The sequence below is a fragment of the Pseudoxanthomonas winnipegensis genome (genome assembly GCF_004283755.1).
In the GTDB taxonomy this organism is placed as follows: Bacteria; Pseudomonadota; Gammaproteobacteria; order Xanthomonadales; family Xanthomonadaceae; genus Pseudoxanthomonas_A; species Pseudoxanthomonas_A winnipegensis.
In genome coordinates this window covers 347893-371543 of record NZ_SHMH01000003.1, presented here as the reverse complement: position 1 = coordinate 371543, position 23651 = coordinate 347893, and the positions used below count along the sequence as shown (strand labels likewise).

Sequence of the window (23651 nt, the reverse complement as noted above, 5' to 3'; positions counted from 1 at the left end):
TTATCTAGTAACACTAGCCTGCGCCGCGCGCGAACCCATGTGCCGTTGGTCACTGCGGCACCCGACATTCCTGTCAGGCAGGCCCCAGCGCCTGTGGCGGCCAGGCGCCCGAGGACACCGGACGCAGCGCCGCCGAGGTGCGGAACGCCTCGAAGGTCTGGGTGATCAGCGCCGGCTCCACGTCGCGGGTGATGAACACCAGGCGCGAGCCGCGATCGTCATCGGGCCAGGCCGGCAAGGCCTGCGCCGGATGGAACAGCTGCTGGACCGCATGCACGACCAGCGGCCCCGCCTGCCCCTGCACGTGGACGATGCCCTTGATCCGCAGCAGGGCCGGGCCGAGCATGCCGACCAGCGTGTCCAGCCACAGGCCCAGCACCTGTTCGGCGATGGGCTCCTCGATGCGGAAGCAGAAGGCCTGCACATGGTCGTCGTGGCGATTGGGGTCCGGCGCCGCGGCCTGCGCTTCGAGCTGGCGCATGCCCAGCTGGAAGGCGAAGGCCGGCGCGGCCGGCAGCGGCAGATAGGCCTCCTCGTTCAACCAGGCGACCACGTCCGGCTGCTTGCCATGGACCGAGAACAGGCCCAGTCCCAGCAGCGCCGCCGCCGGCACCTGCCCGTGACGCACGCGATGGCGCGGCGCGGCCGGATTGAGGCGGCGCAGGCGCTGCTCCAGCGCCGCACACGCCGCGTCCTCCACCAGATCGTCCTTGGTCAGCAGCAGCACATCGGCGATGGCCACCTGGCGCACCGCTTCCTCGTGCCGGTCCAGGCTGGCCTGGGCGGTGGCCAGATCGACGGTGGTCACCACGCCGTCCAGCACATAGCGGCCGGCCACGTCGGGATGGCCCAGCAGCGTGTGCACGATCGGCACCGGATCGGCCAGGCCGGTGGTCTCGATGACCACGCGCCGGAACTGGCGCCACCCCTGGCGCGCGAAGCGCCACGGCGCATCGCGCAGCACCTCCACCAGGTCGGTGCGCACGTTGCAGCACAGGCAGCCGCCGCCCAGCTCCAGCACGGTCTGCTCGCGGCTGTGGACCATCAGCAGATGGTCCAGCGCCATCTCGCCGAACTCGTTGACGATCACCAGCGCGTCGGCCAGCTCCGGCTGGCGCACCAGCTGGTTGAGCAGCGTGGTCTTGCCGCTGCCCAGGAAACCGGTCAGCAGCGTGACCGGGATCTGCTCCGGCTCGCGCGGCGCGCTCATGCCGCCTGCTCCAGCGGCGCGCCGGCCCAGGCCACCGCGTCGTGCGCATGCAGGCTCTCGGCATGGGTGACCTGCACGCCGGGCCGCGCATAGCGGCCCTCCAGCGCCGCGAGGATGCGCCGCGCCGCATCCTCGACGAACATTAGGTTGGCGCCGTTGGCGATGGCGAAGGCCTGCTCGTCTTCGCGCTTGACCGCCGTCTGCACCGGCGTGCCCAGCGCGGCCTCGACCCGGTCGATCAAGGCCAGCAGGCCGAAGCCCGCCGCCTCGGCCGGCACGTCGATGGCCACCTGCGCCACGCTGCGCTGGCTGTGCGGCGTGGCCAGGCTGGCGTTGGCGCTCAGCCAGCGCGTCACCTCCTGCGTATCCACCGAGGCCCGCGCCTGGAAATCGCGCAGGAAGGCTTCGGCCACCACCGCCCGCGCCAGCGCCGCCGAGCACGGACAGGTGGACGAATACGTCACCGCGACCTGCACGCGCAGCGCCAGGCCACCGCCATCCAGCCTGGCCGCGATCCGCACCGGATAGGTCTTCCAGCCGGCCAGCCCGGGCGTGCGCAGCGCGGGCCGGCGCACGGGCAGCGCCAGGCCCAGCTGCACCCGCGCGCGGCGGCTGCCGCAGTCGGCATGGCTGTGGATCATGGCGCTGAGCAGGGCCTGCACCCGCGCGGGGCTCAGCGGCGCCTCCACGCCGAGGTGGTCCAGCTGACGATGCAGCCGCGACATGTGGATGCCCTTGGCGCGCGCGTCCGGCAGGTCGACCTGCGCGTCCACGCGCGCGTCGAGCAGGCGCTGGCAGCCGGATTCGTCCAGCCGCAGCGGCAGGTCGATGCCGCTCATGCCGACCCAGGACAGCGGCGCCGGCTGGGACGGCGATTCATCGAGACAGACATCGGGCAACGGCAGCGACATGGACCTTACGAACGAAGAAGAAGGAAGGGGCACGCCGCGCGAAGCGACGTGTCGGCAGGACCTCAGTCCGCGGCAGGCCAGCCCTGGAAGGGATTGGGCCACTGCAGCCAGGCGTGGACGCCGCGCGCCATCTCCGCATCGGTCAGCAGGCAAGCGTCGAAGCGCGCGCACAGGGCGTCGCGGTCCATGTCCATGCCGATCAGCACCAGCTCCTGGCGCGCATCGCCGACGCCCTCGACCCAGTGCGCGCGGATCGTGCGCACATGCTCCGGATCGTCCGGCCAGCGCTCCGGCGGTACGGCCGCCCACCAGTAGCCGGCGGCCTTGTGCCGGGCCACCGCGCCGGCCTGCGACCACTCGCCGGCCAGAGTCGGATGGCTGGCCAGCCAGAAGTGGCCCTTCGAACGCAGCACGCCGGGCCATTCGCTGTTGACCCAGTCGTGGAAGCGCTGCGGGTGGAACGGCCGGCGCGCGCGGTAGACGAAGCTGTCGATGCCGTATTCCTCGCTTTCCGGCACGTGCTCGCCGCGCAGCTCCTTGAGCCAGCCCGGCGCGGTGGCGGCCTGGTCGAAGTCGAACAGGCCGGTGTCCAGCACGCGTTCCAGCGGCACCACGCCGAACTGCGCCGGCTCGATCCACGCGCGCGGGTTGAGCCCGCGCAGGATCGCCATCAGCCGCTGGCGCTGCTCGGCATCGACCAGGTCGAGCTTGTTGAGCACGATCACATCGCAGAACTCGATCTGCTCCACCAGCAGGTCCACCACCGTCCGCGCGTCCTGTTCGCCCAGCGATTCGCCGCGCCGTTGCAGGCTGTCGCGCGAGCCGTAGTCGCGCAGGAAATTGAACGCGTCCACCACGGTGACCATCGTGTCCAGTCGCGCGACCTCGCGCAGGCTGCGGCCGTCGGCGCCTTCGAAGGTGAAGGTCTCGGCCACCGGCAGCGGCTCGGAGATGCCGGTGGATTCGATCACCAGTTGGTCGAAGCGGCCGGCGCGCGCCAGGCGGTCGACCTCGACCAGTAGGTCCTCGCGCAGCGTGCAGCAGATGCAGCCGTTGCTCATCTCCACCAGCTTCTCGTCGGTACGCGAGAGCTCGGCCCCACCCTGCCGCACCAGGTCGGCATCGACGTTGACCTCGGACATGTCGTTGACGATCACCGCCACGCGCCGGCCTTCGCGGTTGTTGAGGATGTGGTTGAGCAGGGTCGTCTTGCCGGCGCCGAGGAAGCCGGACAGCACCGTGACGGGCAGCTTGGGAGCGTGGGAATCGGGGGAGAGCGACATGGCGATGGCTTGGTGGGAAGCCCGGCGCGCCGCAGCGGCGTGCGCCCTTGGGCGAATGAGAAGGGGCTGAGACCGGACGGGGGCCGGAATTCATTTTGTTACTTTATAACATTTACGACAAGGCGTTCAAATCCTGGAAACGCATCGCGCAGGCAGCGGCGCAGCAGCTCAAAGCGCTCCGGGTCGCGAGTCGACTCCGCAGCCCAATGCGTCTGTCAACCTGATTGACTTAATTTAGGTTCACAGCAAAGATGCGCCCCGTCCGGCGCCGCTGACCCGTCGCCTCCCCTGCCCGTCCCGCGCGACGGCGGCCTCAGCGCCGCCCGGGCGCAGGCGCGCGCCCTGCTCCTTGCGATCCATTCGATGACCCAGATCACGCTGCGCTCCCCCCGCCTTCCCCGCCTCCTCGCGCTCGCCGCCGCCACCTCCGGCCTGGGGGCGCTCCCCGCCCACGCCGAGGCTGCCCCGCCCGACCAGGCCACCACGCTGGACACGGTGCGGGTCGCGGCGAAGCGCAATGAAGCCCTCGAACAGGTGCGCCAGGCGCTGGCCCGCGTCCCCGGCGCGGGCAATGTGATCGACCTGACGCAGGTGGGCGATGGCCGCGTGGCCGGCACCGCCGACGTGCTGGCCTACCAGCCCGGGATCTACGCGCAGTCACCGGGCAACGAAGGGGTCAAGGTGTCGATCCGCGGCTCGGGCCTCAACCGCGCGCCGGGCGCGCACGCCTCGGGCGTGTCGGTCTCGCTGGACGGGCTGCCGCTGACCTTCTCCGGCGGCACGCCGTATGAGCTGATCGAACCGCTGTGGATGAGCCGGGTCGAGGTGCTGCGCGGGGCCAACGGCTTCGACCGCGGTGCGCTGACCCTGGGCGGGGCGATCGACTATGTCAGCCGCAGCGGCCTGGATTCGCCCGGCACCGAGCTGCGGCTCGAAGGCGGCAGCTTCGGCTACCGCAATGCCAGCCTGGGCCTGGGCGGCGTTGCGGGCGACTTCGACTACTACCTCAACCTGGTCGACAGCCGCACCGACGGCTATCAGGCGCACGCCAGCGGCAGCGGCAAGGGCGCGATGGCCAACTTCGGCTGGCAGCTCGGCCCGGACCTCAGCACGCGCCTGATCCTGCGCTACCGCGAGACCGAGCACGACACGCCCGGCCGCCTGACCCGCGCGCAGCTGCGCGACGATCCGCGCCAGGCCAATCCGGCCAACCTGGCCATCGACGCGCGCCGCCCGCAGCCGGGCAGCACCTGGATCGGCAGCGTCACCGCGCTGCGCATCGACGAGGCCTCGACCCTGCAGGCCGGGCTGGTCTATCACCGCTTCCCGATGGACCTCAACGAGAGCCTGTACCGCCAGCAGCTGGACTACAGCGACCTGGGCGCCACGCTGGACTACACCCACCGCCACCGCCTGTTCGGCCGCGACAGCGTGACCACCGTCGGCCTGCGCGTCACCCACGACCTGGACGCCAACGTGCGCGAGACCCTGCGCTTCGCCCGCAACGGGTATCCGGCCGGCACGCTGACCCGCCGCTTCGAACACCTGGGCACCGACGCGGTGCTGCATGTCGGCAACGACCTGGCGCTGACGCCGGCGCTGCACCTGATCACCGGCCTGGCGGCGGTGCATACCAACCGCGAGGTCGCGGTGACCTGGCCGGCCAGCGGCGGGCGCCTGACCGCGCACGACTGGGACGGCGCGCCGCGCCTGGGCTTCACCTGGCAGGCCAGCCCGCAGCTGCAGCTGTTCGGCAACCTGAGCCGCTCGGTGGAACCGCCGCACCCGTGGTCGATGATCTGGGGCTCGCCGTTCTACTTCCCCGCCGGCAGCGGCCCGGCTACCGGCCGGCAGAGCACGCCGGTGCCGCTGCGCAACCAGACCGCGACCACGCTGGAGCTGGGCGCGCGCGGCGAGAGTGCGCTGGGTCGCTGGGAGCTGACCGCCTATGACGCGCAGGTGCGGCACGAACTGCTGAGCGTGGAGATCCAGCCGGTGCCCAACCTGGTGGTGGCCGAATCCAACGCCAGCCCGACCCGCCATCGTGGCCTGGAGGCCGGGCTGGACAGCACGCTGTGGCAGGCCGACGCCGGCCGCCTGTCGCTGCGCCAGGCCTATACCTTCAGCGATTTCCGCTACCGCCACGACGCGCGCTTCGGCGACAACCGCCTGCCCGGCCTGCCGCGGCACTTCTACCAGGGCGAGCTGCGCTACGACCATCCTTCCGGCGCCTATGCCGCGCTCAATGCCGAATACGCCTCGAAGATGGCGGTGGATTACGCCAACAGCTTCTGGGCCGATGCCCACGTGATCTTCGGCGCGCGCATCGGCCTGGACGCGCCGGGCAGGCGCTGGCAGACCTGGATCGAGGCCCGCAATCTCGGCGACCGGCACTACGCGGCCACGGTCACGCCGGGCTACGACGATGCCGGCGGCGATGCGGCGCGCTCGACGCCGGGCGAAGGCTTCGGCGTCTATGCGGGACTGCGGCTGCGCTTCGACTGAAGCGCAGGCCGCTCAGCGGCCGAACACGCCTTCGGCGAAGGCCTGCGCGGCGAAGCGCTCGCCGATCAGTTGGTGCGTGGCCGTGTCCGGATGCAATCCATCGGGCAGCGGCAGCGCCTCGGCGTCGGCCTGCCCGTACAGGGCCAGGCCATCGAGGTAATGCAGGTTCGGATCCTGCGTGCGGCGCTGGGCGACCAGGTCGGCCAGCGTGCGGCGGATCACCTGCAGGGTCAGCTTGCCGCGCGCGACCTCGGCCGGATCGCCGGAGGCCAGCAGCCGCCATTCGCCGCGGGCGAGCGCGGCGGCGTCGGGCAGCGTGGGGCCGGGCGTGGTCTCGTGCATCGGGCACAGGATCGGCGAGATCAGCAGCAGCGGCGTGTCGGGGTGGCCCTCGCGGATGGTGTCGAGAAAGCCATGGACCGCCGGCCCCAGCGCACGCAGGCGCATCAGGTCGGTGTTCACCAGGTTGATGCCGAGCTTGAGGCTGATCAGGTCGGCCGGCAGGTCGCGGATCGTGCGCGCCACGAACGGATCCAGCAGCGCGCTGCCGCCGAAGCCCAGGTTGGTCAGCGCCACGCCGCCGCGTGCCGCCGCGATCGCCGGCCAGATCGCATGCGGCGCCGTGGCATTGCTGCCGTGGCTGATCGAACTGCCGTGATGCACCCAGCGCCGCCGCGTGTCCGCGGCGGCGGGCTGCAGCGGCGCATCGCTGTGCAGGGCGATCAGCTCGGCCGCTTCGTCGTGCGGCAGCCACAGCGTCAGCGTCTTGTTGCCCTCGGGAAGATCGTCGAAACGCAACACACCCGGCTCGCCGTGCTCACGCACGGCGCTGCCGGCGGCCATGTCGATCGTCAGCGTGTGACCGCCGGGCAGCGACGCCTGTGCAAGCACCTGCTCGCCCAGCATCAGGACGTAGATCCCGTCGGGCCGCGCCGGCAGGCCGGCATAGACGCGCCGCGTGCGCAAGGCCTGCAGTGCGACGGCCGTGGCGCGGGTGCGGAACACCAGTCGCACGCCCGAGGGCTGGGCCTCGGCCATCGCCAGCTGCGGATCGCCGCACTGCGCGCGGGCCCACGCCGGCAGCCGGTGCGGCACCACGCCCAGCGCGGTGGATGAGATCTCGACCGCGCCCTGCAGCAGCGCGGCGGCGACGGGTGTGGTGATGGGAAGCGAGGTCATGCGAACAACTTCAGGGACGTAGCATCGCGCCCAGTGTATGGCCCGGACAACGGCGGGGCCTGCACGCGCTCGCGCGTTCGACAGATGCCTTACGGGCACATGGGCCGATCCGGCATGTTCGCCGTGCTCCAACGTGGAAGGACGACGCTCGTGTCGCGCGCGTCGACCAGTTCCACCACCCAGTCGATGAACGCCCGCAGCTTGAGGTTGGGATGGCGGTTGGCCCGGTAGGCGATCGAGAGCGGCATCGGCTCCAGCCGCCAGTCGTCGAGCAGACGCACCAGTGCGCCCGAGGCCAGCGCCTCGCGGGTCATGTACTGCGGCAGACAGAGCAGGCCGAGCCCGGCGGTTCCCGCGGCCAGGCAGGCATTGCCATCGTCCAGGGTGACGGCCGGGCGGACACGCGGCACCAGGTCTTCGTCGCCCTTGTGCAGGGCCAGTTCCAGCACCTTGCCGGTGCGCGGGGAACGGAACCCTACGACCCGGTGCGCCGCCTGGATCAGCGCGTCGGGATGGGTAGGCGTGCCATGGCGCGCCAGATAGGACGGTGCGGCGTAGAGGCCAATCTCCAGCTCGCCCACATGCCGCGCGACGAGCGAGGGATCGGTGATCACGCCCGCGCGCACCACGCAGTCCACCTGTTCGCCGATCAGATCGACCGCGCGATCGCTGACGCCGATGTCGAAGCGGATGTCCGGATAGCGCGCCAGGAAATCCGGCAGCGCCGGCAGCAGCACGAAGCGCGCCCAGGGGCTGGGGACATCCACGCGCAGGCGGCCACGCGGCGCCGTCGCCGCGGCCGCCAGGCTGTCTTCCGCGTCTTCGATGTCCGCCAGCACGCGCACCACCTGCGCGTAATAGGTCAGCCCGTCCGCGGTCGGATTGACCCGGCGCGTGGTGCGGTTGAGCAGCTTGACCTGCAGGTGCGCCTCCAGCTGCTGCACGAGCTGGGTCGCGCTGGTCTTGCTGATGCGCAACGCGGCCGCCGCCTTGGTGAAGCTGCTCGCTTCGACCACGCTGGCGAACACGCGCATCGCCTCGAGTCGGTCCATCCTGCGTCCTCCGTTCGCGCATTGTTTGCGCTGCGCGAATAGTGATACCGCAATCGCCCGGTTTTTCGCGCGATGGCCGGCCCCTAGAGTGCCTCCTCCCGGCCCAGATGGCCGCTCCCGAGACGAACAACATGCATACGCGCGACGTGGTCTTCCCCGAAGGCCGGCAGGCGCTCTACACGCAGCACCGCTACGCACCGGCCGTGCGCAGCGGTGGGCTGCTGTTCGTGTCCGGACAGGTCGGCAGCCGCGAGGACGGCTCGCCAGAGCCGGACTTCGCCGGCCAGGTCCGGCAGGCGTTCGCGCAGCTGCAGGCGACGCTGAAAGCCGCTGGCTGCGGGCTGGACGACGTGCTCGATGTCACCACCTTCCACACAGATCCCGAGCGCCAGCTTGAGACGGTCCTGGCGATCAAGGACGAGGTCTTCCCGCAGCCGCCCTATCCCACCTGGACGGCGGTGGGCGTGACCTGGCTGTCGGGTTTCGACTTCGAGATCAAGGTGATCGCCCGCCTTCCCGGCGCGGCGGATCCGGTCTGACCCGGCCTCCCGAGCGCGCTGAACCGCCGCTTCACGCCCTCGTAGATCAAGGCGGAGGACGCGGAAACAGAAAGGTTGCCGACAGCTAGGCGGGCCCATGCTCGCCGCCGCGATCCAACCTGCCCGGAGCTGCATCATGCGTGCCGTCCGTCCTACCTCCCTCGCGCGCGTGCCGCGCGCCCCCGCCTTGCTGGCGCTTGCGGTGGCCGCCACCCTGAGCGGCTGTCCGCAGACCCAGACCGCCGCCCCGGCACCGCCGGCGCAGGCCGCGCTGCCTCCCGCCGGGGCGCCGGCTGCGGCCGCGCAGCTGCCCGATGCGCAGGATCTGTATCGCCTGGTCGCGCCGATCGCGCTGTTTCCCGATCGCCTGGTCGCCCAGACCCTGGCCGCGTCGGTCTACCCGGTCCAGGTCACCCAGGCCGACCAGTGGCTGCACGACCAGTCAGGCCTGTCGCCGGAGGCCAGGATGCAGGCCGCCAACGCGCAGCCCTGGGACCCGGGCGTCAAGGCGCTGACCCAGTTTCCCGACGTGATGGATCAGCTGGCCGGCAACCTGCCCTGGACCACGGCGCTGGGCCAGGCCTACGCGGCCGAACCGGGCGATGTGCTCAATGCGGTGCAGGTGATGCGCCAGCGTGCGCAGGCCTCGGGCCATCTGCGCGACACGGCCCAGCAGCGGGTCAGCGTGGTGCGCAGTGAGGCCGCCCCGGCCAGTGCGGTCGCGACCGTCGTGCCCGCGCCGGCGACCACCATCATCATCGAGCCGGCCCAGCCCGAGCGGGTCTATGTGCCGCGCTACGACCCGGATGTGGTCTACGGCGAGCCGCTCTACGTCCACCGCGTCTACGGCTACCGGCCGCCGCCGGCCTGGAGCACGGGCGATCTGCTGGCCACAGGGGTGGTGTCCTTCGGGCTGGGCGTGCTGGTCGGCAGCAGTTTCCACGGCGGCTGGGGCGGTCCGCCGCCGCCCCCGCCGCCGCCCTGGGGCTGGCAGGCCTGGGGCGTGGCCTGGCATGCGCCGCCGGGCATTCCGCCTTATGTCGCCTACCAGCAGCAGCGCTTCGCGCCGCCGCCGGTGGTCGTCCAGCGCATCAACCAGCGCACGACGGTGCAGAAGATCAGCTACGACCTGCATGGCCATGCCACGGTGATCAACAACAACGGCACGCTGGTCAACGCGCCGCAGCATTTCGGTGCGCCTGCGCCCGGGGCGGCCATGGCGATGCCGCACTTCAATCGCGCCATGTGGCAGGCCGGGCAGCCGGTGCATGCGCCGCCGGCCGTGTCCGGGATGGCGCAGGCGCTGCCGGCCAGGTTCAGCGCGCCGCGTCCGGCGGCGCTGATGCCGCCTGTTCCCGCAGGCGAGCATCTGGCGGGGTTCCGTGGCAACCCGCCGCCGCATGCGCCCATGCAGGCGCCGCGTGCGTTCGCGATGAATACCCCTGCGCCCCAACCAGCGCGGATGGACATGGCGCGCGCTGCGGCGATGAACGGTCCGGGGCCGCGCGACGACCGGCATGCGCGGCACGAGGCGCCGGCGGCGTTCGCGCCCATGGCCGCCAGCGCGCGTGCGCCGGCGCCGATGCCGCACTGGGAGAATGCGCGTCCTGCGCCGCCGCGCGCCGAGCCGCGTCCCGAACAAGCGATGCGCATGCCGCCCCCGGCCTGGGCGAGCCGCCAGAGCGAACGGCCGTTCCCGGCCCAGATGCCGCGCCCGCCGCAGCACGGCAACGACCACGCCAGCAGCCGCCCCGCTCCGCCGCACGACAACAAGCGGCATCACGAGCATGGCTGAGCGCAGGCTCCTCTTCTGATCGAGGGATCGCGGCGTCTGCGCGCATAGGCTCCAAAGGCGCAGTGGTCCCCCGAGTGGGGGCTGCTTTTTCCTTGTCAGATCATCTGCCCCGCCTACACACCCCTCTCGTCGTTCCCGCGAACGCGGGAACCCAGGGACTTTCGGTCGGTGCACCGAAAGCAGGCTCTCCTCGCGATCCTGAGGTCGCGTTGCAGTTGAGCGTCTTGGCTTCGGAAGGGCAGCGGTCCGGCGGGCGGTGTCCGCTTTTCCCTCGGTCAGGGCATCCTGCCCTGACTCGGGCGCTCGGCGTCCTGCCTCCCTAGGCGCGGCCCCCGCCCGCCGGCCCGCTGCTGCGCGCATCACGTCAGAGGGCTTCGGGTCGAAAGTCGAAAGGCGTTCTGATCCATCAGCCGGGGTCTTGATCTGGCCGGTTAGCCAGAGAGCGAGAGCCTGGACGGTTCGTAGCAGCGGCAGGTGCGATCAGTCTTTGCGAATCCCCCCATCCCTGTGGGAGCCGCCATGGCGGCGGTGGGGCTTCCCCGGTAGCGCCTCATCGCCGCCATGGCGGCTCCCATCTGTAGAGCGGAGCTCGCTCCGCTGCTCTTCGTTCGGTTCGTGGGGAAGGCCGCAGCGGAGCGAGCTCCGCTCTACAGAAGTGCGGCTGCTGGAGTTGAGGAGACAGTTGCTCCCACCGCAGCATGAAGCGCGGTCAATCCACCCCATCTCAGAGGCGGCCCTGGATGGCGGACCGAGCCGAGGAGCCGCGCCCGGCCGGGTCGAGGCCGGTTGGCGAAGTCCGTGCACCCACCCTGCGCGCCAACAAGAAGCAAAAACAACGAAGGCGGCATCGTCCGATGCCGCCTTCGTCTCAACGCCCCCTAAGCCGCCTCCTACTTCGCCGGCTTTACCGGCTTGGCTGGCTTCACGTAGGTGTCGAACCAGTTGAGCATCTCGTAGACCTCATGGGCGTTGGACTCCAGGGCGGTGTACCAGTGCGGTTCGTGCGGCAGCATGACCAGGCGGGTGGTGCCGCCGTTGCCGCGGATGGCCTGGTAGAGCTTGATCGACTGGAACGGCTCGGTGCCGGGGTTGGCGTCGTCCTCGCCGTGCATCAGCAGCAGCGGGAGCTTGATCTTGTCGGCGTAGAAGTACGGCGAGGCCTTCAGGTACACATCGCGCGCCTGCCACAGCGAGCGGCGCTCGTTCTGGAAGCCGAACGGGGTGAAGGTCTTGTTGTACGAACCGCTGGTGGCCATGCCGGCGCGGAACAGATCGGTGTGCGCGATCAGGTTGGCCGTCATCAGCGCGCCGTGGCTGTGGCCGGTGACGCCGATGCGATCGCGGTCGACCACGCCCAGTTCCACCGCCTTGTCCACCGCCGCCTTGGCGTCGGCGGTGAGCTGCTCCAGGTAGGTGTCGTAGGCGGTCTTGGGATCGCCGACGATGGGGAAGCTGGCGTTGTCGATGATCGCGTAGCCGGCCAGCAGCAGCAGGCGGTAGTACGGCAGGCGGGTGAAGGTGTTCTGCGACCCGCTCACCTGCCCGGCCTGCGCGCTGGAGGCGAAGTCGGCCGGATACGCATACAGCACCGCCGGCAGGCGCGTGCCTTCCTTGTAACCAGGCGGGGTGTAGAGGGTGAAGGACAGGTCCAGCCCGTCGGCGCGCTTGTAGGTGACCAGGCGCTTCTTGATCTGGCGCACTTCCGGGGTCGGGTCGGGCAGATGCGTCAGCGCGCTGCCCTGCGAGGCGAACTGCGCCTCCCCTTCGGCCGCGTCGGCCAGCGGCTGGCCCAGCGTGCGCAGGTAGGCGTTGGGCGGATCCATCAGCGACTGGTGCCAGGTCAGGAACTGGCCCGCGGCGGCGGTGAAGCCGAGGAACTGGTCGTAGTCGTCGGTGCCGCTGCGGAACAGGCGCTCGCTCTTCAGCGAATCCAGGTCCAGCCGGTCCAGGAACGGCCGGTCGCCCTGGGGCGAGGCGCCCTGCCCGCGCAGGAACACGCGGTTGCCGTCCTGGCGCACCACGACCGCGCCGTTGGGCAGGCGCCGGTACACGAACATGCCCGGGTCCTTGTACAGCTCGTCGCTGGACATGTCCCACAGCACGCGGCCCGGATCGCCCGGCTTGTCGATGTCCACGATGCGCGTGGTCTGCCAGTGGCGGTTCTCGTCGGACTCGAACTGGAACGACACGCCCGGCTGCGCGGTGAAGGCATAGCCGGCGAAGCGCTGCGCCGTGCGCGTGACTTCCACCGGCGCGGCGGTGAACGGCGCCTTGCGCATCAGCACGCGGTCGCGATGCGGCACGGTGACGTTCCAGTCGCCCTTGTCCAGCGCCTCGGCGTAGAGCAGCGTGGCCGGCTCGGTGGCGCGCCAGCCGAACTCGCGCGGGCCTTCGGGCACGCCGTGCACCGGCACGCGGTCGGCCAGCGGCAGCCGCGCGATCAGCGTGGACTTGCCGCTGGACACGTACAGCACCGCCACATCGCGGGCGAAGCGCTGGTAGGTCACCGCATGCGAGTACGGCGCCTGGATCGCCTCGGTGCGCACGTGCACGCCATCGGGCGCGCCGTCGACGTCGTCGTAGATCGCCGGTGCGCCGACATCGCGCACCTGGCCGCTGGCGGCATCGACCACCGCCAGCTGCGAGGTGCCGTAGTAGACGAAGCGCGCTTCGTCCAGCGGGCTCTTGAGCGTGTCGCGCGCCTCGTAGGTGCTGCTCTCGCCCTGCCCGCCCAGCGACTGCTGGATGTCCGGCCCGGAGGCGCCGTCGTCGACCGGCGCGGCGCCCTGGCCGGCGGGCACGCGCTTGACCAGCAGGGTCTTGCTGCCGTCCAGCCACTGCACGGCGCTGTTGAAGATCGGGTTGAGCGCCACGCCCGGCACCGGATGGGCCTGGCCGCTGCGCGCATCGCCCAGCCACAGCTCGACCGAGGTCGGGGTGACGTTCTGGAAGGCGAACTGGGTGCCGTCCGGCGACCACATCGCCGCGCCCGGGCAGGCGCCGGCGGGCAGCGCGACCTTGCGCGTCTGGCCGCTGGCGATGTCCACCAGGGTGAAGTCGGCCACGCAGGCGGGAATGCCGTAGCCGGCCTGGGTGTCGTGGCGGCTGCGGTTGGCCGGCTCCAGACGCACGCCGGCCAGCTTGTAGTACGGCCGCGCGACGCGCTCGATGGACGGATAGGTCTGCGCGGTGGTCAGCAACAGGCGCTGGCCGGTGGGATCGACGCTGGGCGTAGGCGGCGGCGGCGCCTTGAGCACCTTGAGCAGGTGTTCGGGCGGCGCGTCGTAGCCGGCCAGGGCCGGGCCGGTGGCGCAGAGGGCGATCAGGCCGGCGGCCAGCGCCGTCGACCAGCACTTTCCTTGAAGCTGCATGTCATTCCCCGAGGGCGAAAAGGACGCTGCCGCGCAGCGACGCCACGCAGCCGCCCGACTCTAGCACCGGCCTAGCGCGCCTTCTCTGGGCCGAAAGTCAGGGCCGGTGACCTCGCCGCGGCGTGCGGCTTTCCCCCCGAATCGCGGTCCATCGGCTAGGCTTGCCGGCCATGTCGCCCGCCGCCCTGCCACTGAAGACCGTCCAGGCCACGCGCTACGTCACCCCGCTGCGCGAAGGCGGCTCGCTGCCGGCCGTGGTGGAGGCCGACGACGACGGGCTGTACGTGCTCAAGTTCCGCGGCGCCGGGCAAGGGCCCAAGGCGCTGGTCGCCGAGCTGATCGCCGGCGAGCTGGCGCGTGCGCTGGAGCTGCCGGTGCCCGAGATCGCGCTGGTCGAGCTGGATCGCGAGTTCGCCCGCACCGAGCCCGATCCGGAGATCCAGGACCTGATCCGCGCCAGCGAAGGCCTCAACCTGGGCCTGGACTACCTGCCCGGCGCGCTCAACTACGACCCGGCGGCGATGGCGGTCGAGGCGCAGCTGGCCTCGCGCATCGTCTGGTTCGACGCCTTCATCAGCAACGTCGACCGCACCGCGCGCAATCCCAACCTGATGGTCTGGCATCGCCGGCCCTGGCTGATCGATCACGGCGCGGCGCTGTACTTCCACCATGATTGGGAGCACGCCGGCCAGGCCTGCGAGCGCCCGTTCGTGCTGATCCGCGACCATGTGCTGCTGCCCTTCGCCGACCAGATCGCCCAGGCCGATGCCGAACTGGCGCCGCGGCTGACCGATGCGCTGATCGAGCGCATCGCCGCGGCCGTGCCCGACGCCTGGCTGGAGGGCGAGCCGTTCTTCGCGGACGTGGCCGCGCATCGCCAGGCCTATGTCGACTACCTCAAGCGGCGCCGCGACGCGCGCGCCGCCTTCGTGCAGGAGGCCATCGATGCCCACGCTGCACACGTATGACTATGCGGTCATCCGCGTGGTGCCGCGGGTGGAGCGCGAGGAGTTCATCAACGTCGGGGTGATCGTCTCCTGCCCCGGTGCGCGCCAGCTGCAGGCCGCGGTGGAGATCGACGAAACGCGCCTGCGCGCCTTCGCCCCGGCCCTGGACCTGGAGACCACGCGCGCCTGGCTGGACGCGCTGGTGGCGGTGTGTCGCGGCGATGCGGGCGCCGGCCCGGTGGCGCAGCTGCCGCCGCGCGCGCGCTTCCACTTCCTCACCGCCCGGCGCAGCGCCATCGTCCAGGTCTCGCCTACCCACGTGGGCCGCACCAGCCAGCCCGAAAACATCGTCGAGCACCTGCTGCAGCGCATGGTCCGCGTGCCGCGCTGAAGCGCGCGGCGCTGTGCAGCGCAACGTGACCGGCGCGGGCCGGCGTGCTCAGATCGCGCGTTCCCCACCTTGGAACCGGGCGCCATGGCCCAGATCGCCGCCACCGAATTCGAACAGGCCACGCTGGACGTCCAGACCCTGCCCGAACGGCCCGACAACGACACCTTGCTGCGCCTGTACGGGCTGTACAAGCAAGGCACCGAGGGCGATGTGCACGGCAACAAGCCGGGCTTCTTCGACTACGTCGGCAGCGCCAAGTACGAGGCGTGGGAGCGCCTGCGCGGCACCGCGCAGGAGATCGCGCAGCGCCGTTATGTGACGCTGGTACGCGAACTGCTCGACGAGGCCGGCGGCGCGACGCGGCGATGACGTGACCTGACGCCAGGCCCTGCTACGGTCCGCGCTTCCTTCGAAAAAGCGAGTCGCGTGCCATGGCCAAGGTCCTCGTCCTGTACTACTCCGCCTACGGGCACATCGAAGCGATGGCCCAGGCCGTCGCCGAAGGCGCGCGCAGCGCCGGCGCGCAGGTGGACATCAAGCGCGTACCCGAGCTGGTGCCCGAGGAGGTGGCCAAGGCCTCGCATTACAAGCTCGACCAGGCCGCGCCGATCGCCAGGATCGATGAGCTGGCGCAGTACGACGCCATCGTGATCGGCGTGGGCACGCGCTTCGGCCGCATGGCCTCGCAGATGGCCAACTTCCTCGACCAGGCCGGCGGCCTGTGGGCCAAGGGCGCCCTGCACGGCAAGGTCGGCGCGGCCTTCACCTCCACCGCCACCCAGCACGGCGGCCAGGAGACCACGCTGTTCTCGATCATCACCAACCTGCTGCACTTCGGCATGGTGGTCGTGGGCCTGGACTACGGCTTCAAGGAGATGATGACGCTGGACGAGGTCGCCGGCGGCGCACCCTACGGCGCCACCACCCTGGCCGGCGGCGACGGCGCGCGCCAGCCCTCCATGATCGACCTGGACGGCGCCCGCTACCAGGGCCAGCGCGTGGCGCAGACCGCGATCAAGCTGCATGGCTGAGTGATTTGCCCTTCCCTTTGGCCGCAGGCCAAGGGGAGCTTGAAGTCGCGGCTAGCGGTTTAGCGGAAGGTTCGCTTTTCGCGGTAAGGGCAGCGGCAATGGCAACGGCAAAAGCAAAAACAAAAGCACCCCCTCCCAACCTCCCCCTTCGCTGCGCGAAAGGGAAGGCGCCGTTTCTCGGCTCGGCGATAGCCCCGCGCGTTTCGGCCATTCCGCGCCTTCTGCTGTAGTGGGAGCAACTGTCTCCTCAAATCTCAGCGGCATGCCTGTAGAGCGGAGCTTGTGGCAATCCCCTTTTGGGGACTCCGCTGCTCTTCGGCCGGATCATGGGAAGGCCCCAGCGGAGCAAGCTCCGCTCTACACGCGGGAGCCGCCATGGCGGCGATGAGGCTCTACCGATGAAGCCACTCGCCGCCATGGCGGCTCCATCATGATGCCGGGCCCTCCTCGGCCTCCGGACCTGCATGCGTGCTTCGGCCTCCAAATCTGCACGCGCGCTAGCGCAACAGGCAAAACGCCTTAAGGCCGTGCGGTGGCGGTAACTTCGTCACCGCCACCAAAGCCCGATCACCGCACCTCCTGCAGCGCCACCGCCCGCCCCTCCGCCGCCGCGCCCGGCGACGGCGGCGGCAGGCTTTCGGCCGCGACGTACTCGGGCCAGCCGCCGGCCAGCGCAGCGTACAGCTGCACCATCGCCACGCCGCTGCGCACGCGGCCCTGGATCGCCGCGTCCTGGCTGTCCAGGCGCGTGCGCTCGGCCTCGAGCATGTCCAGCGTGTCGATCCCGCCGTTGTCCAGCCGCAGGCGGGCCACCTGCGCGGCGCGCGTGCCGGCCTGCGCGGCCTGGTCCAGATGGGCCGATTCGGTCCGGCTGCGATCCACCCGCACCAGCGCGTTCTCGGTGTCCTCCAGCGCGCGCAGCACGGTCTGCTGATAGGCCGCCAGGTCCTGCGCGGTCTGCGCGTTCGCCGCCGCAATGCGCGCACGCACGCGGCCCACGTTGAGGAAACCGCCGTCCAGGCCCAGTGACAGCACGCGCGTCTCGCTGTCGCGGGTGAACAACGCGCCGCTGCCCAGCGCCTGCGTGCCGAACAAGGCCCCCAGGCTGAAGCGCGGGAACAGATCCGCCGTGGCCACGCCGACGCGCGCGGTGGCCGCGGCCACCCGACGCTCGGCCGCCGCCACGTCCGGACGGCGACGCAGCAGGTCCGACGGCGTGCCCGGCAGCGGCGCCGCCGGCAGGGTCGGCAAGGCGCCGCTGGTCATCAGCTCGGCGGCCATCGACTCCGGCGTGGCGCCCACCAGCACCGCGATGCGGTTGGCCGCCACGGCCTCGGCCGCTTCCAGCGAGGGAATCCGCGCCAGCGTGGCTTCCAGCTGTGCGCGGCCGCGGTCCACGTCGAAGGCATCGCTGAAGCCGGCCTCCGTGCGCGCCTGCAGCAGCTTGAGCGTGCGCTCCTGCGTGGCGGCGTTCTCGCGGGCGATGTCCAGCTGCGACTGCAGGCCGCGCAGTTCGAACCAGCCCTGCGCCACGCTGGCGGCGATGGCCACCTGCATGGCGGCCAGGTCGGCCGAGGCCGCCTGCGCATCGGCGCGGCTGGCTTCGCTGGCGCGCCGCAGGCGGCCGAACAGATCCAGCTCCCAGCTCACGCCCAGCCCGCCGACGTAGTTGTGCGTGTCGCGCCCATCGCGATCCACGCCCGGCGCCTGGTCGGCGCTGCTGCGCACGCGCTCGGCCTGCGCATTGGCGTCCAGCTGCGGCAGCCGCGCGTAGCCGGCGTCGCGGGACAGCGCGCGGGCCTGGTCGTAGCGCGCCAGGGCGATACGCACATCGTGGTTCTGCAGCAGCGCGCGTTCGACAAGCGAGGACAGCTGCGGATCGTTGAAGGCCCGCCAGAACTCGCGCTCGGCCGTGCTCTCGCTGCCGGCGACCTGCGCGGTCACCGGCGCCTGCACGAAGGTCTCCGCGCGCGGCGCATCGGCACGCACGTAGTCCGGCCCGACCGTGCAGGCGGCCAGCAGCGCCGAGGCGACGCCGATGCCCAATACATGCCTCACCATGGCAGCACCTGTCCCAGGTAAGTGAAACTTCCGGTCGGGCCGTCGGCGCCGATCAGCGCCATCTGCACGCTGGTCTTTGCGCCTTCCGGCACGTCGATCTCGCCGCGCTGCTCGCCGTCGCTGTAATTCATCTCGGTCTTCACGTAGCCCGGATGGATGGTGTTGACCTTGACCGGCGTGTCGCGCAGCTCATAGGCCAGGTGGATGGTCCAGGCGTTGACCGCGCTCTTGGACACGTCGTAGGCCGGGATCTTGAAGTGGTAGATGAACGAGTCCGGGTCGCTGTGCAGGGTCAGCGAGCCCAGCGCGCTGGACACGTTGACGATGCGCCCGGCCTCGGCGGCCTTGATCAGCGGCAGGAACGCCTGGGTGGTCTCGACCAGGCCGAACAGGTTGGTGTCGAAGGTCTTGCGCCAGGTCTGCAGCGACTGCTCGGAGGGCAGCTTGTCGCTCTCGTCGGCGACGATGCCGGCGTTGTTGATCAGGATGTCCAGCTTGCCGTGGCGGCCCTGCACGGCCTGCACCGCGGCGGTGATGCTGGCCGTGTCGGTGACGTCCAGCTGCAGCGCCTCAACCGACAGGCCCTCGGCCTGCAGCGTCTGCGCGACCTGCTCGGCAGCCTGCTGACTGCGGCCGGCCAGGATCACGTGCACGCCGGCCTGGGCCAGCTGGCGCACGGTCTCGGCGCCGATGCCGCGGGTGGCGCCGGTGACCAGCGCGATCTTCTTGGAAGTGTTCATGTCATAGCTCCGTGTTGGGAACGAGAAGGAAGGACGCGCTCAGTGCGCGGTTTGCGGATGGGTCTGCGCCAGAGCCGGGGCCGCGTCGTGATGGACCAGCTGACGGCCGGACAGCTTGCGCAGGGCCACGTAGAACACCGGGGTCAGGAACAGGCCGAACAGGGTCACGCCCAGCATGCCAGCGAACACCGTCACGCCCGTGGCCGCGCGCACCTCGGCGCCGGCGCCGTGCGAGAACACCAGCGGCACCGTGCCGGCGATGAAGGCGATGGAGGTCATCACGATCGGGCGCAGACGCAGGCGGCAGGCTTCCAGGGCGGATTCGACGATGCCCTTGCCGCCCAGCTCCAGCTCGCGGGCGAATTCGACGATCAGGATCGCGTTCTTGCACGCCAGGCCCATCAGCACCACCAGGCCGACCTGCACGAACACGTTGTTGTCGCCGCCGCTGAGCCACACGCCGAACAGCGCGGACAGCAGCGTCATCGGCACGATCAGGATCACCGCCAGCGGCAGGGTCCAGCTTTCGTACAGCGCGGCCAGCACCAGGAAGGCCAGCATCACCGCCAGCGGGAACACCACCATCGCCGCCTTGCCCTGGCTGGCCTGCTGGTAGCTCAGGTCGGTCCATTCGATATGCATGCCGTTGGGCAGCACCTGGGCGGCCAGGTCGGTCAGCTTCTGCATCGCCTCGGCCGAGGACAGCACGCGCGCATCGGCCTCGCCGGCCAGATCGGCGGCCGGATAGCCGTTGTAGCGCAGCACCGGGTCGGGGCCGTAGGTCTGCTTGATGTCCACCATCGAGCCCACCGGCACCATCTGCCCAGCGGCGTTGCGCACCTTGAGGCGGGCGATGTCCTCGACCGTCTCGCGGTACGGCGCATCGGCCTGGGCGATCACCTGCCAGGTGCGGCCGAACTGATTGAAGTCGTTGACGTAGGCCGAACCCAGATAGGTCTGCAAGGTGTCGAACAGGTCGGTCAGCGCCACGCCCTGGGCCTTGGCCTTGGTGCGGTCCACCTGCGCATCCAGCTGCGGCACATTGGCCTGGTAGGTGCCGATCGGGAAGCTCATGCCCGGCACCTGCGACACCGCGCCCTGGAACTGGCTGACCGCGTTCTGCAGCGCGCCGTAGCCCAGGTTGCCGCGATCCTCGATGAACATCTGGTAGCCGTTGCCGTTGCCCAGACCCAGGATCGGCGGCGGCATCATCGAGAAGGTCAGGCCCTCGCCCAGCGAGGAGATCTTGCGGTTGATCTCGGCATTGATCTCCAGCGCGCTGCGATGGCGCTCGGCAAACGGCTTGAGCGTCAGGAACACCACGCCGGTATTGGGCGTGTTGGTGAACTGCAGCGCGTTGAGGCCGGGGAAGGAGATCGAGTGCGACACGCCCTCGGTGTGCATGGCGATGTCGGAAACCTTGCGCAGCAGCGCGTCGGTGCGCTCGATCGAGGCGCCTTCGGGCAGCTTCACGCCGGCGATCAGGTACATCTTGTCCTGGGTCGGGATGAAGCCGGCCGGCACCGCCTTGAACATCACGCCGGTGGCCAGCAGCAGGACGATGTAGATCCCGAACACGATGCCGCGGCGGCCCAGGATGCGCGAGACCGTGCCCTGGTAGCGCGACGAGCTGCGGTTGAAGAAGTGGTTGAACGGGCGGAACACCCAGCGGCCGAACACCCGCTCCATGCCGCGCGACAGCGCGTCCTTGGGCGCGTCGTGGCCCTTGAGCAGGCGCGCGGCCAGCGCCGGCGACAGGGTCAGCGAGTTGATCGCCGAGATCACCGTGGAGATGGCGATGGTCACCGCGAACTGCTTGTAGAACTGGCCGGTCACGCCGGACAGGAAGGCCATCGGCACGAACACCGCGCACAGCACCAGCGCGATGGCGATGATCGGCCCGGAGACCTCCTTCATGGCCTGGTGCGCGGCGGCCAGCGGGGTCAGGCCTTCCTCGATGTTGCGCTCGACGTTCTCCACCACCACGATCGCATCGTCCACCACGATGCCGATCGCCAGCACCAGGCCGAACAGGGTCAGGGTGTTGATCGAGAAGCCCAGCAGGTACAGCGCGGCGAAGGTGCCCACCACCGACACCGGCACGGCGATCAGCGGGATGATCGAGGCGCGCCAGGTCTGCAGGAACAGGATCACCACCAGCACCACCAGCAGCACGGCCTCCAGCAGGGTGTGCACCACCGCGCTGATCGAATCGCGCACGAAGATCGTGGTGTCGTAGACCGCCTCGTACTTGACGTCCTCGGGGAACTGCTTGGTCAGCTCGTCCATGGTCGCGATGACCTCATCGCGAATCTGCAGCGCATTGGCGCCGGGCGCCTGGAAGATGCCGATGCCGACCGCGTTCTTGCCGTCCAGCTGCGAGCGCAGCGTGTAGTCGCCGGCGCCCAGCTCCAGCCGCGCCACGTCGCGCAGGCGCACCACCTGGCCGTCGCTGCCGGTCTTGAGCACGATGTCGCCGAACTCCTGCTCGGTGCGCAGGCGGCCCTGGGCGTTGATCAGGGTCAGGAACTTGCTGCCCGGCATGGGCTCGGCGCCGAGCTGGCCGGCGGAGACCTGCACGTTCTGCTCGCGCATGGCACCGACCACGTCTCTGGCGTTCAGGCCCAGCGCGGCGATGCGCTCGGGATCGAGCCAGGCGCGCATCGCGTAATCGCCGCCGCCGAACACCTGCGCATCGCCCACGCCCTGAATGCGCGCCAGCGCGTCCTTGACGTGCAGGCGCGCGTAGTTGCGCAGGTACAGGCTGTCGTACTTGCCCTTGGGCGAGGTCAGGTGCACCACCATCAGGAAGGTCGGCGACTGCTTCTGCACCGTCACGCCCTGGCGGCGCACGTCTTCGGGCAGACGCGCATTGGCCTGGGCCACGCGGTTCTGCACCTTGACCGCCGCATCGTCGGCGTCGGTGCCGGGGCGGAAGGTGACCGTCATCTGCAGCACGCCGTCCGAGCCGGCCACCGACTTGAGATACATCATGTTCTCGACGCCGTTGATCTGCTCCTCCAGCGGCGTGGCCACGGTCTCGGCGATGACCTTGGGATTGGCGCCCGGGTACACCGTGCGCACCACCACCGACGGAGGTACCACTTCGGGGTATTCGCCGGTGGGCAGCAGCGGCAGCGCGATCAGGCCTGCGGCGAAGATCACGATGGACAACACGGCGGCGAAGATCGGCCGGTCGATGAAGAATCTGGAAATGTTCATGGGGTGGTGTTCCTGAAAGTGAGCGACGCCGCCCTCGCTCCTTTCCCGGAGCGAGGCTTCATTGCGTGTTGCATTCCTGCCTGTGGGGTGGAGGTGGGAGTCGTCCTGGCGGCGATGGGCCTTCCCTGTAAAGCCCCATCGCCGCCATGGCGGCTCCCACCCCACCCGGCCGCGCTAGTTCATCGCGGTGGTGCGCTGCTCTGCCGGCTTGGCCGCCGGCGGCTGCATCGCCACCGTCTTGGCCTGCACCGGCATGCCGGGCATGAAGATCTTCTGCACGCCCTCGACCACGACCTTGTCGCCGGCCTGCAGACCGCCGTTGACGATGCGCAGCCCGTCGGCCAGGCGGCCGAGCTGCACGTCGCGGCGCTGCGCCTTGCCCTGCGCATCGACCACGTAGACGTACTTGCGGTCCTGGTCGGTGAGGATGGCCGCATCGTCGACCAGCATCGCCTTGAACTCGCCGCTGCCCGGCAGGCGCACGCGCGCATACAGGCCGGGCACCAGGCTGCGGTCGGCGTTGTCCATCAGCGCACGCACGCGGATGGTGCCGGTGCCGGGCGAGAGCTGGTTGTCGACGAAGTCCACCTGCCCCGCGTGCGGATAGCCGTCCTCGCCGACCAGCGCCACCTGCACCGGCAGGCCGCCCTCGCGGCCGCTGGGCCGCTGGCCCTTGCGCGCCAGTTCGGCGTAGCGCAGGAAGGTGGTCTCGTCCGCGTCGAAGTGCACCTGCACCTGGTCGGACACCACCGTGGTCAGCACGCTGGCCGCATCGCCGGCGCCGACCAGGTTGCCGGCGGTGACCAGCGCACGGCCGGCGCGGCCGTCGATGGGCGCGCGCACCTTGGTCCATTCCAGGTCCAGGCGCGCGGCGTCCACCGCGGCCTGCGCGGCCTGCACCTCGGCGGCGGCCTCGTTGGACGTGGCGCGGCGCTGTTCGTACAGCTCGGTGGACATGGCCTGCTGATCGGCCAGCTTGCGGGCACGATCGGCCTCGCCGGTGGCCTGGCTGGCGGCGCTGCGCGCGCGGGCCAGCTGGGCCTGGGCCTGGGCCAGCGCGGCGCGGTAGCTGCGCGCGTCGATGGTGAACAGCACCGTGCCTGCCTTGACCTCATCGCCCTCGCGGTAGTTGACCGACTCGATGTAGCCGGACACGCGCGGACGCAGCTGCACGGTCTGCACCGCTTCGATGCGGCCGCTGAATTCGTCCCACTGGCGGATGGGCTTGATCAGCACCGGGGCGGCGCTCACCGCGGGCGGCGGCGGGGCGGCGGTCTCGGCGGCGTTGCTGTTGCAGCCGGCGATCACCGCCACCGACAAGGCCAGCAGCGCGAAGGAGGACAAGCGACGGGCACGGAAGAAGGAGTCGGTGCGGGAAGGATTCATGACGAAGACTCTTTGTGGGGAAAACGAA

At 70.5% G+C, this 23651-nt stretch carries 17 protein-coding genes; 7 read left to right on the top strand and 10 right to left on the bottom strand.

The genetic code is table 11. From position 1 onward, the window contains the following. Nucleotides 1-73 precede the first annotated feature (73 nt). From EAT51_RS08120 to zigA, 3 genes are all read right to left on the bottom strand, one after another. Nucleotides 74-1210, bottom strand: a complete 1137-nt coding sequence (locus tag EAT51_RS08120) for a CobW family GTP-binding protein (RefSeq protein ID WP_130519622.1) — start codon at nt 1208-1210, stop codon at nt 74-76. After that, a complete protein-coding gene (gene folE2 / locus EAT51_RS08115; protein WP_130519619.1) occupies nt 1207-2121 on the bottom strand; it encodes a GTP cyclohydrolase FolE2 in 915 nt (304 codons plus the stop codon). The genes EAT51_RS08120 and folE2 overlap by 4 nt, the downstream gene beginning before the upstream one ends. 62 nt (nt 2122-2183) lie before the next feature. After that, nucleotides 2184-3404: a zinc metallochaperone GTPase ZigA gene (gene zigA, locus EAT51_RS08110; RefSeq protein WP_130519616.1), complete on the bottom strand. Its 1221-nt coding sequence runs from the start codon at nt 3402-3404 to the stop codon at nt 2184-2186. Nucleotides 3405-3767: 363 nt separating this feature from the next. On the opposite strand from zigA, the gene EAT51_RS08105 reads away from it, so the two are divergent. Continuing rightward, nucleotides 3768-5909, top strand: coding sequence for a TonB-dependent receptor family protein (locus tag EAT51_RS08105; RefSeq protein WP_130519614.1), 2142 nt, complete (start codon nt 3768-3770; stop codon nt 5907-5909). A gap of 12 nt (nt 5910-5921) precedes the next feature. On the opposite strand, the gene EAT51_RS08100 is transcribed toward EAT51_RS08105, so the two are convergent. Both EAT51_RS08100 and EAT51_RS08095 read right to left on the bottom strand, forming a co-directional pair. Then, nucleotides 5922-7088, bottom strand: coding sequence for an SGNH/GDSL hydrolase family protein (locus EAT51_RS08100; RefSeq protein WP_130519612.1), 1167 nt, complete (start codon nt 7086-7088; stop codon nt 5922-5924). Between the two features lie 89 nt (nt 7089-7177). Next, a complete protein-coding gene (locus EAT51_RS08095; protein WP_130519610.1) occupies nt 7178-8140 on the bottom strand; it encodes a LysR family transcriptional regulator in 963 nt (320 codons plus the stop codon). A 131-nt stretch (nt 8141-8271) separates the two neighbouring features. Here EAT51_RS08095 and EAT51_RS08090 point away from each other — a divergent pair, with 131 nt between their 5' ends. Together EAT51_RS08090 and EAT51_RS08085 are read left to right on the top strand one after the other, a co-directional pair. After that, the gene (locus EAT51_RS08090) at nt 8272-8679 is read left to right on the top strand and encodes a RidA family protein (RefSeq protein WP_130519608.1); all 408 of its coding nucleotides are present in this window, start codon (nt 8272-8274) and stop codon (nt 8677-8679) included. A 136-nt stretch (nt 8680-8815) separates the two neighbouring features. Further along, nucleotides 8816-10474, top strand: a complete 1659-nt coding sequence (locus EAT51_RS08085; RefSeq protein ID WP_165422699.1) for a DUF3300 domain-containing protein — start codon at nt 8816-8818, stop codon at nt 10472-10474. Nucleotides 10475-11364: 890 nt separating this feature from the next. On the opposite strand, the gene EAT51_RS08080 is transcribed toward EAT51_RS08085, so the two are convergent. After that, nucleotides 11365-13845 carry a prolyl oligopeptidase family serine peptidase gene (locus EAT51_RS08080; protein WP_130561486.1) on the bottom strand — a complete coding sequence of 827 codons (2481 nt, stop codon included), beginning with the start codon at nt 13843-13845 and terminating at the stop codon, nt 11365-11367. A 170-nt stretch (nt 13846-14015) separates the two neighbouring features. On the opposite strand from EAT51_RS08080, the gene EAT51_RS08075 reads away from it, so the two are divergent. The 4 genes from EAT51_RS08075 to wrbA all read left to right on the top strand — a co-directional run bounded on the left by EAT51_RS08075 (nt 14016) and on the right by wrbA (nt 16214). Beyond that, complete coding sequence (locus EAT51_RS08075) at nt 14016-14813, top strand: HipA family kinase (protein ID WP_228257854.1); 798 nt, start codon at nt 14016-14018, stop codon at nt 14811-14813. Further along, a complete protein-coding gene (locus tag EAT51_RS08070) occupies nt 14791-15183 on the top strand; it encodes a DUF3037 domain-containing protein (protein WP_130561485.1) in 393 nt (130 codons plus the stop codon). Before EAT51_RS08075 ends, EAT51_RS08070 begins: the two co-directional genes overlap by 23 nt. 84 nt (nt 15184-15267) lie before the next feature. Then, complete coding sequence (locus EAT51_RS08065; protein WP_130519598.1) at nt 15268-15552, top strand: acyl-CoA-binding protein; 285 nt, start codon at nt 15268-15270, stop codon at nt 15550-15552. Between the two features lie 62 nt (nt 15553-15614). Further along, nucleotides 15615-16214 (top strand): NAD(P)H:quinone oxidoreductase, encoded by a 600-nt coding sequence (gene wrbA, locus EAT51_RS08060; RefSeq protein WP_130561484.1) that lies wholly within the window; start codon nt 15615-15617, stop codon nt 16212-16214. A 567-nt stretch (nt 16215-16781) separates the two neighbouring features. On the opposite strand, the gene EAT51_RS08055 is transcribed toward wrbA, so the two are convergent. The 4 genes from EAT51_RS08055 to EAT51_RS08040 form a co-directional block, all read right to left on the bottom strand. Further along, nucleotides 16782-18272, bottom strand: a complete 1491-nt coding sequence (locus EAT51_RS08055) for an efflux transporter outer membrane subunit (RefSeq protein ID WP_205965166.1) — start codon at nt 18270-18272, stop codon at nt 16782-16784. Continuing rightward, nucleotides 18269-19015: an SDR family oxidoreductase gene (locus EAT51_RS08050; RefSeq protein ID WP_130522358.1), complete on the bottom strand. Its 747-nt coding sequence runs from the start codon at nt 19013-19015 to the stop codon at nt 18269-18271. Before EAT51_RS08050 ends, EAT51_RS08055 begins: the two co-directional genes overlap by 4 nt. A gap of 39 nt (nt 19016-19054) precedes the next feature. Then, nucleotides 19055-22237 (bottom strand): efflux RND transporter permease subunit, encoded by a 3183-nt coding sequence (locus EAT51_RS08045; protein ID WP_130561482.1) that lies wholly within the window; start codon nt 22235-22237, stop codon nt 19055-19057. Between the two features lie 174 nt (nt 22238-22411). Beyond that, nucleotides 22412-23623, bottom strand: a complete 1212-nt coding sequence (locus EAT51_RS08040; RefSeq protein WP_130561481.1) for an efflux RND transporter periplasmic adaptor subunit — start codon at nt 23621-23623, stop codon at nt 22412-22414. Nucleotides 23624-23651 lie beyond the last annotated feature (28 nt).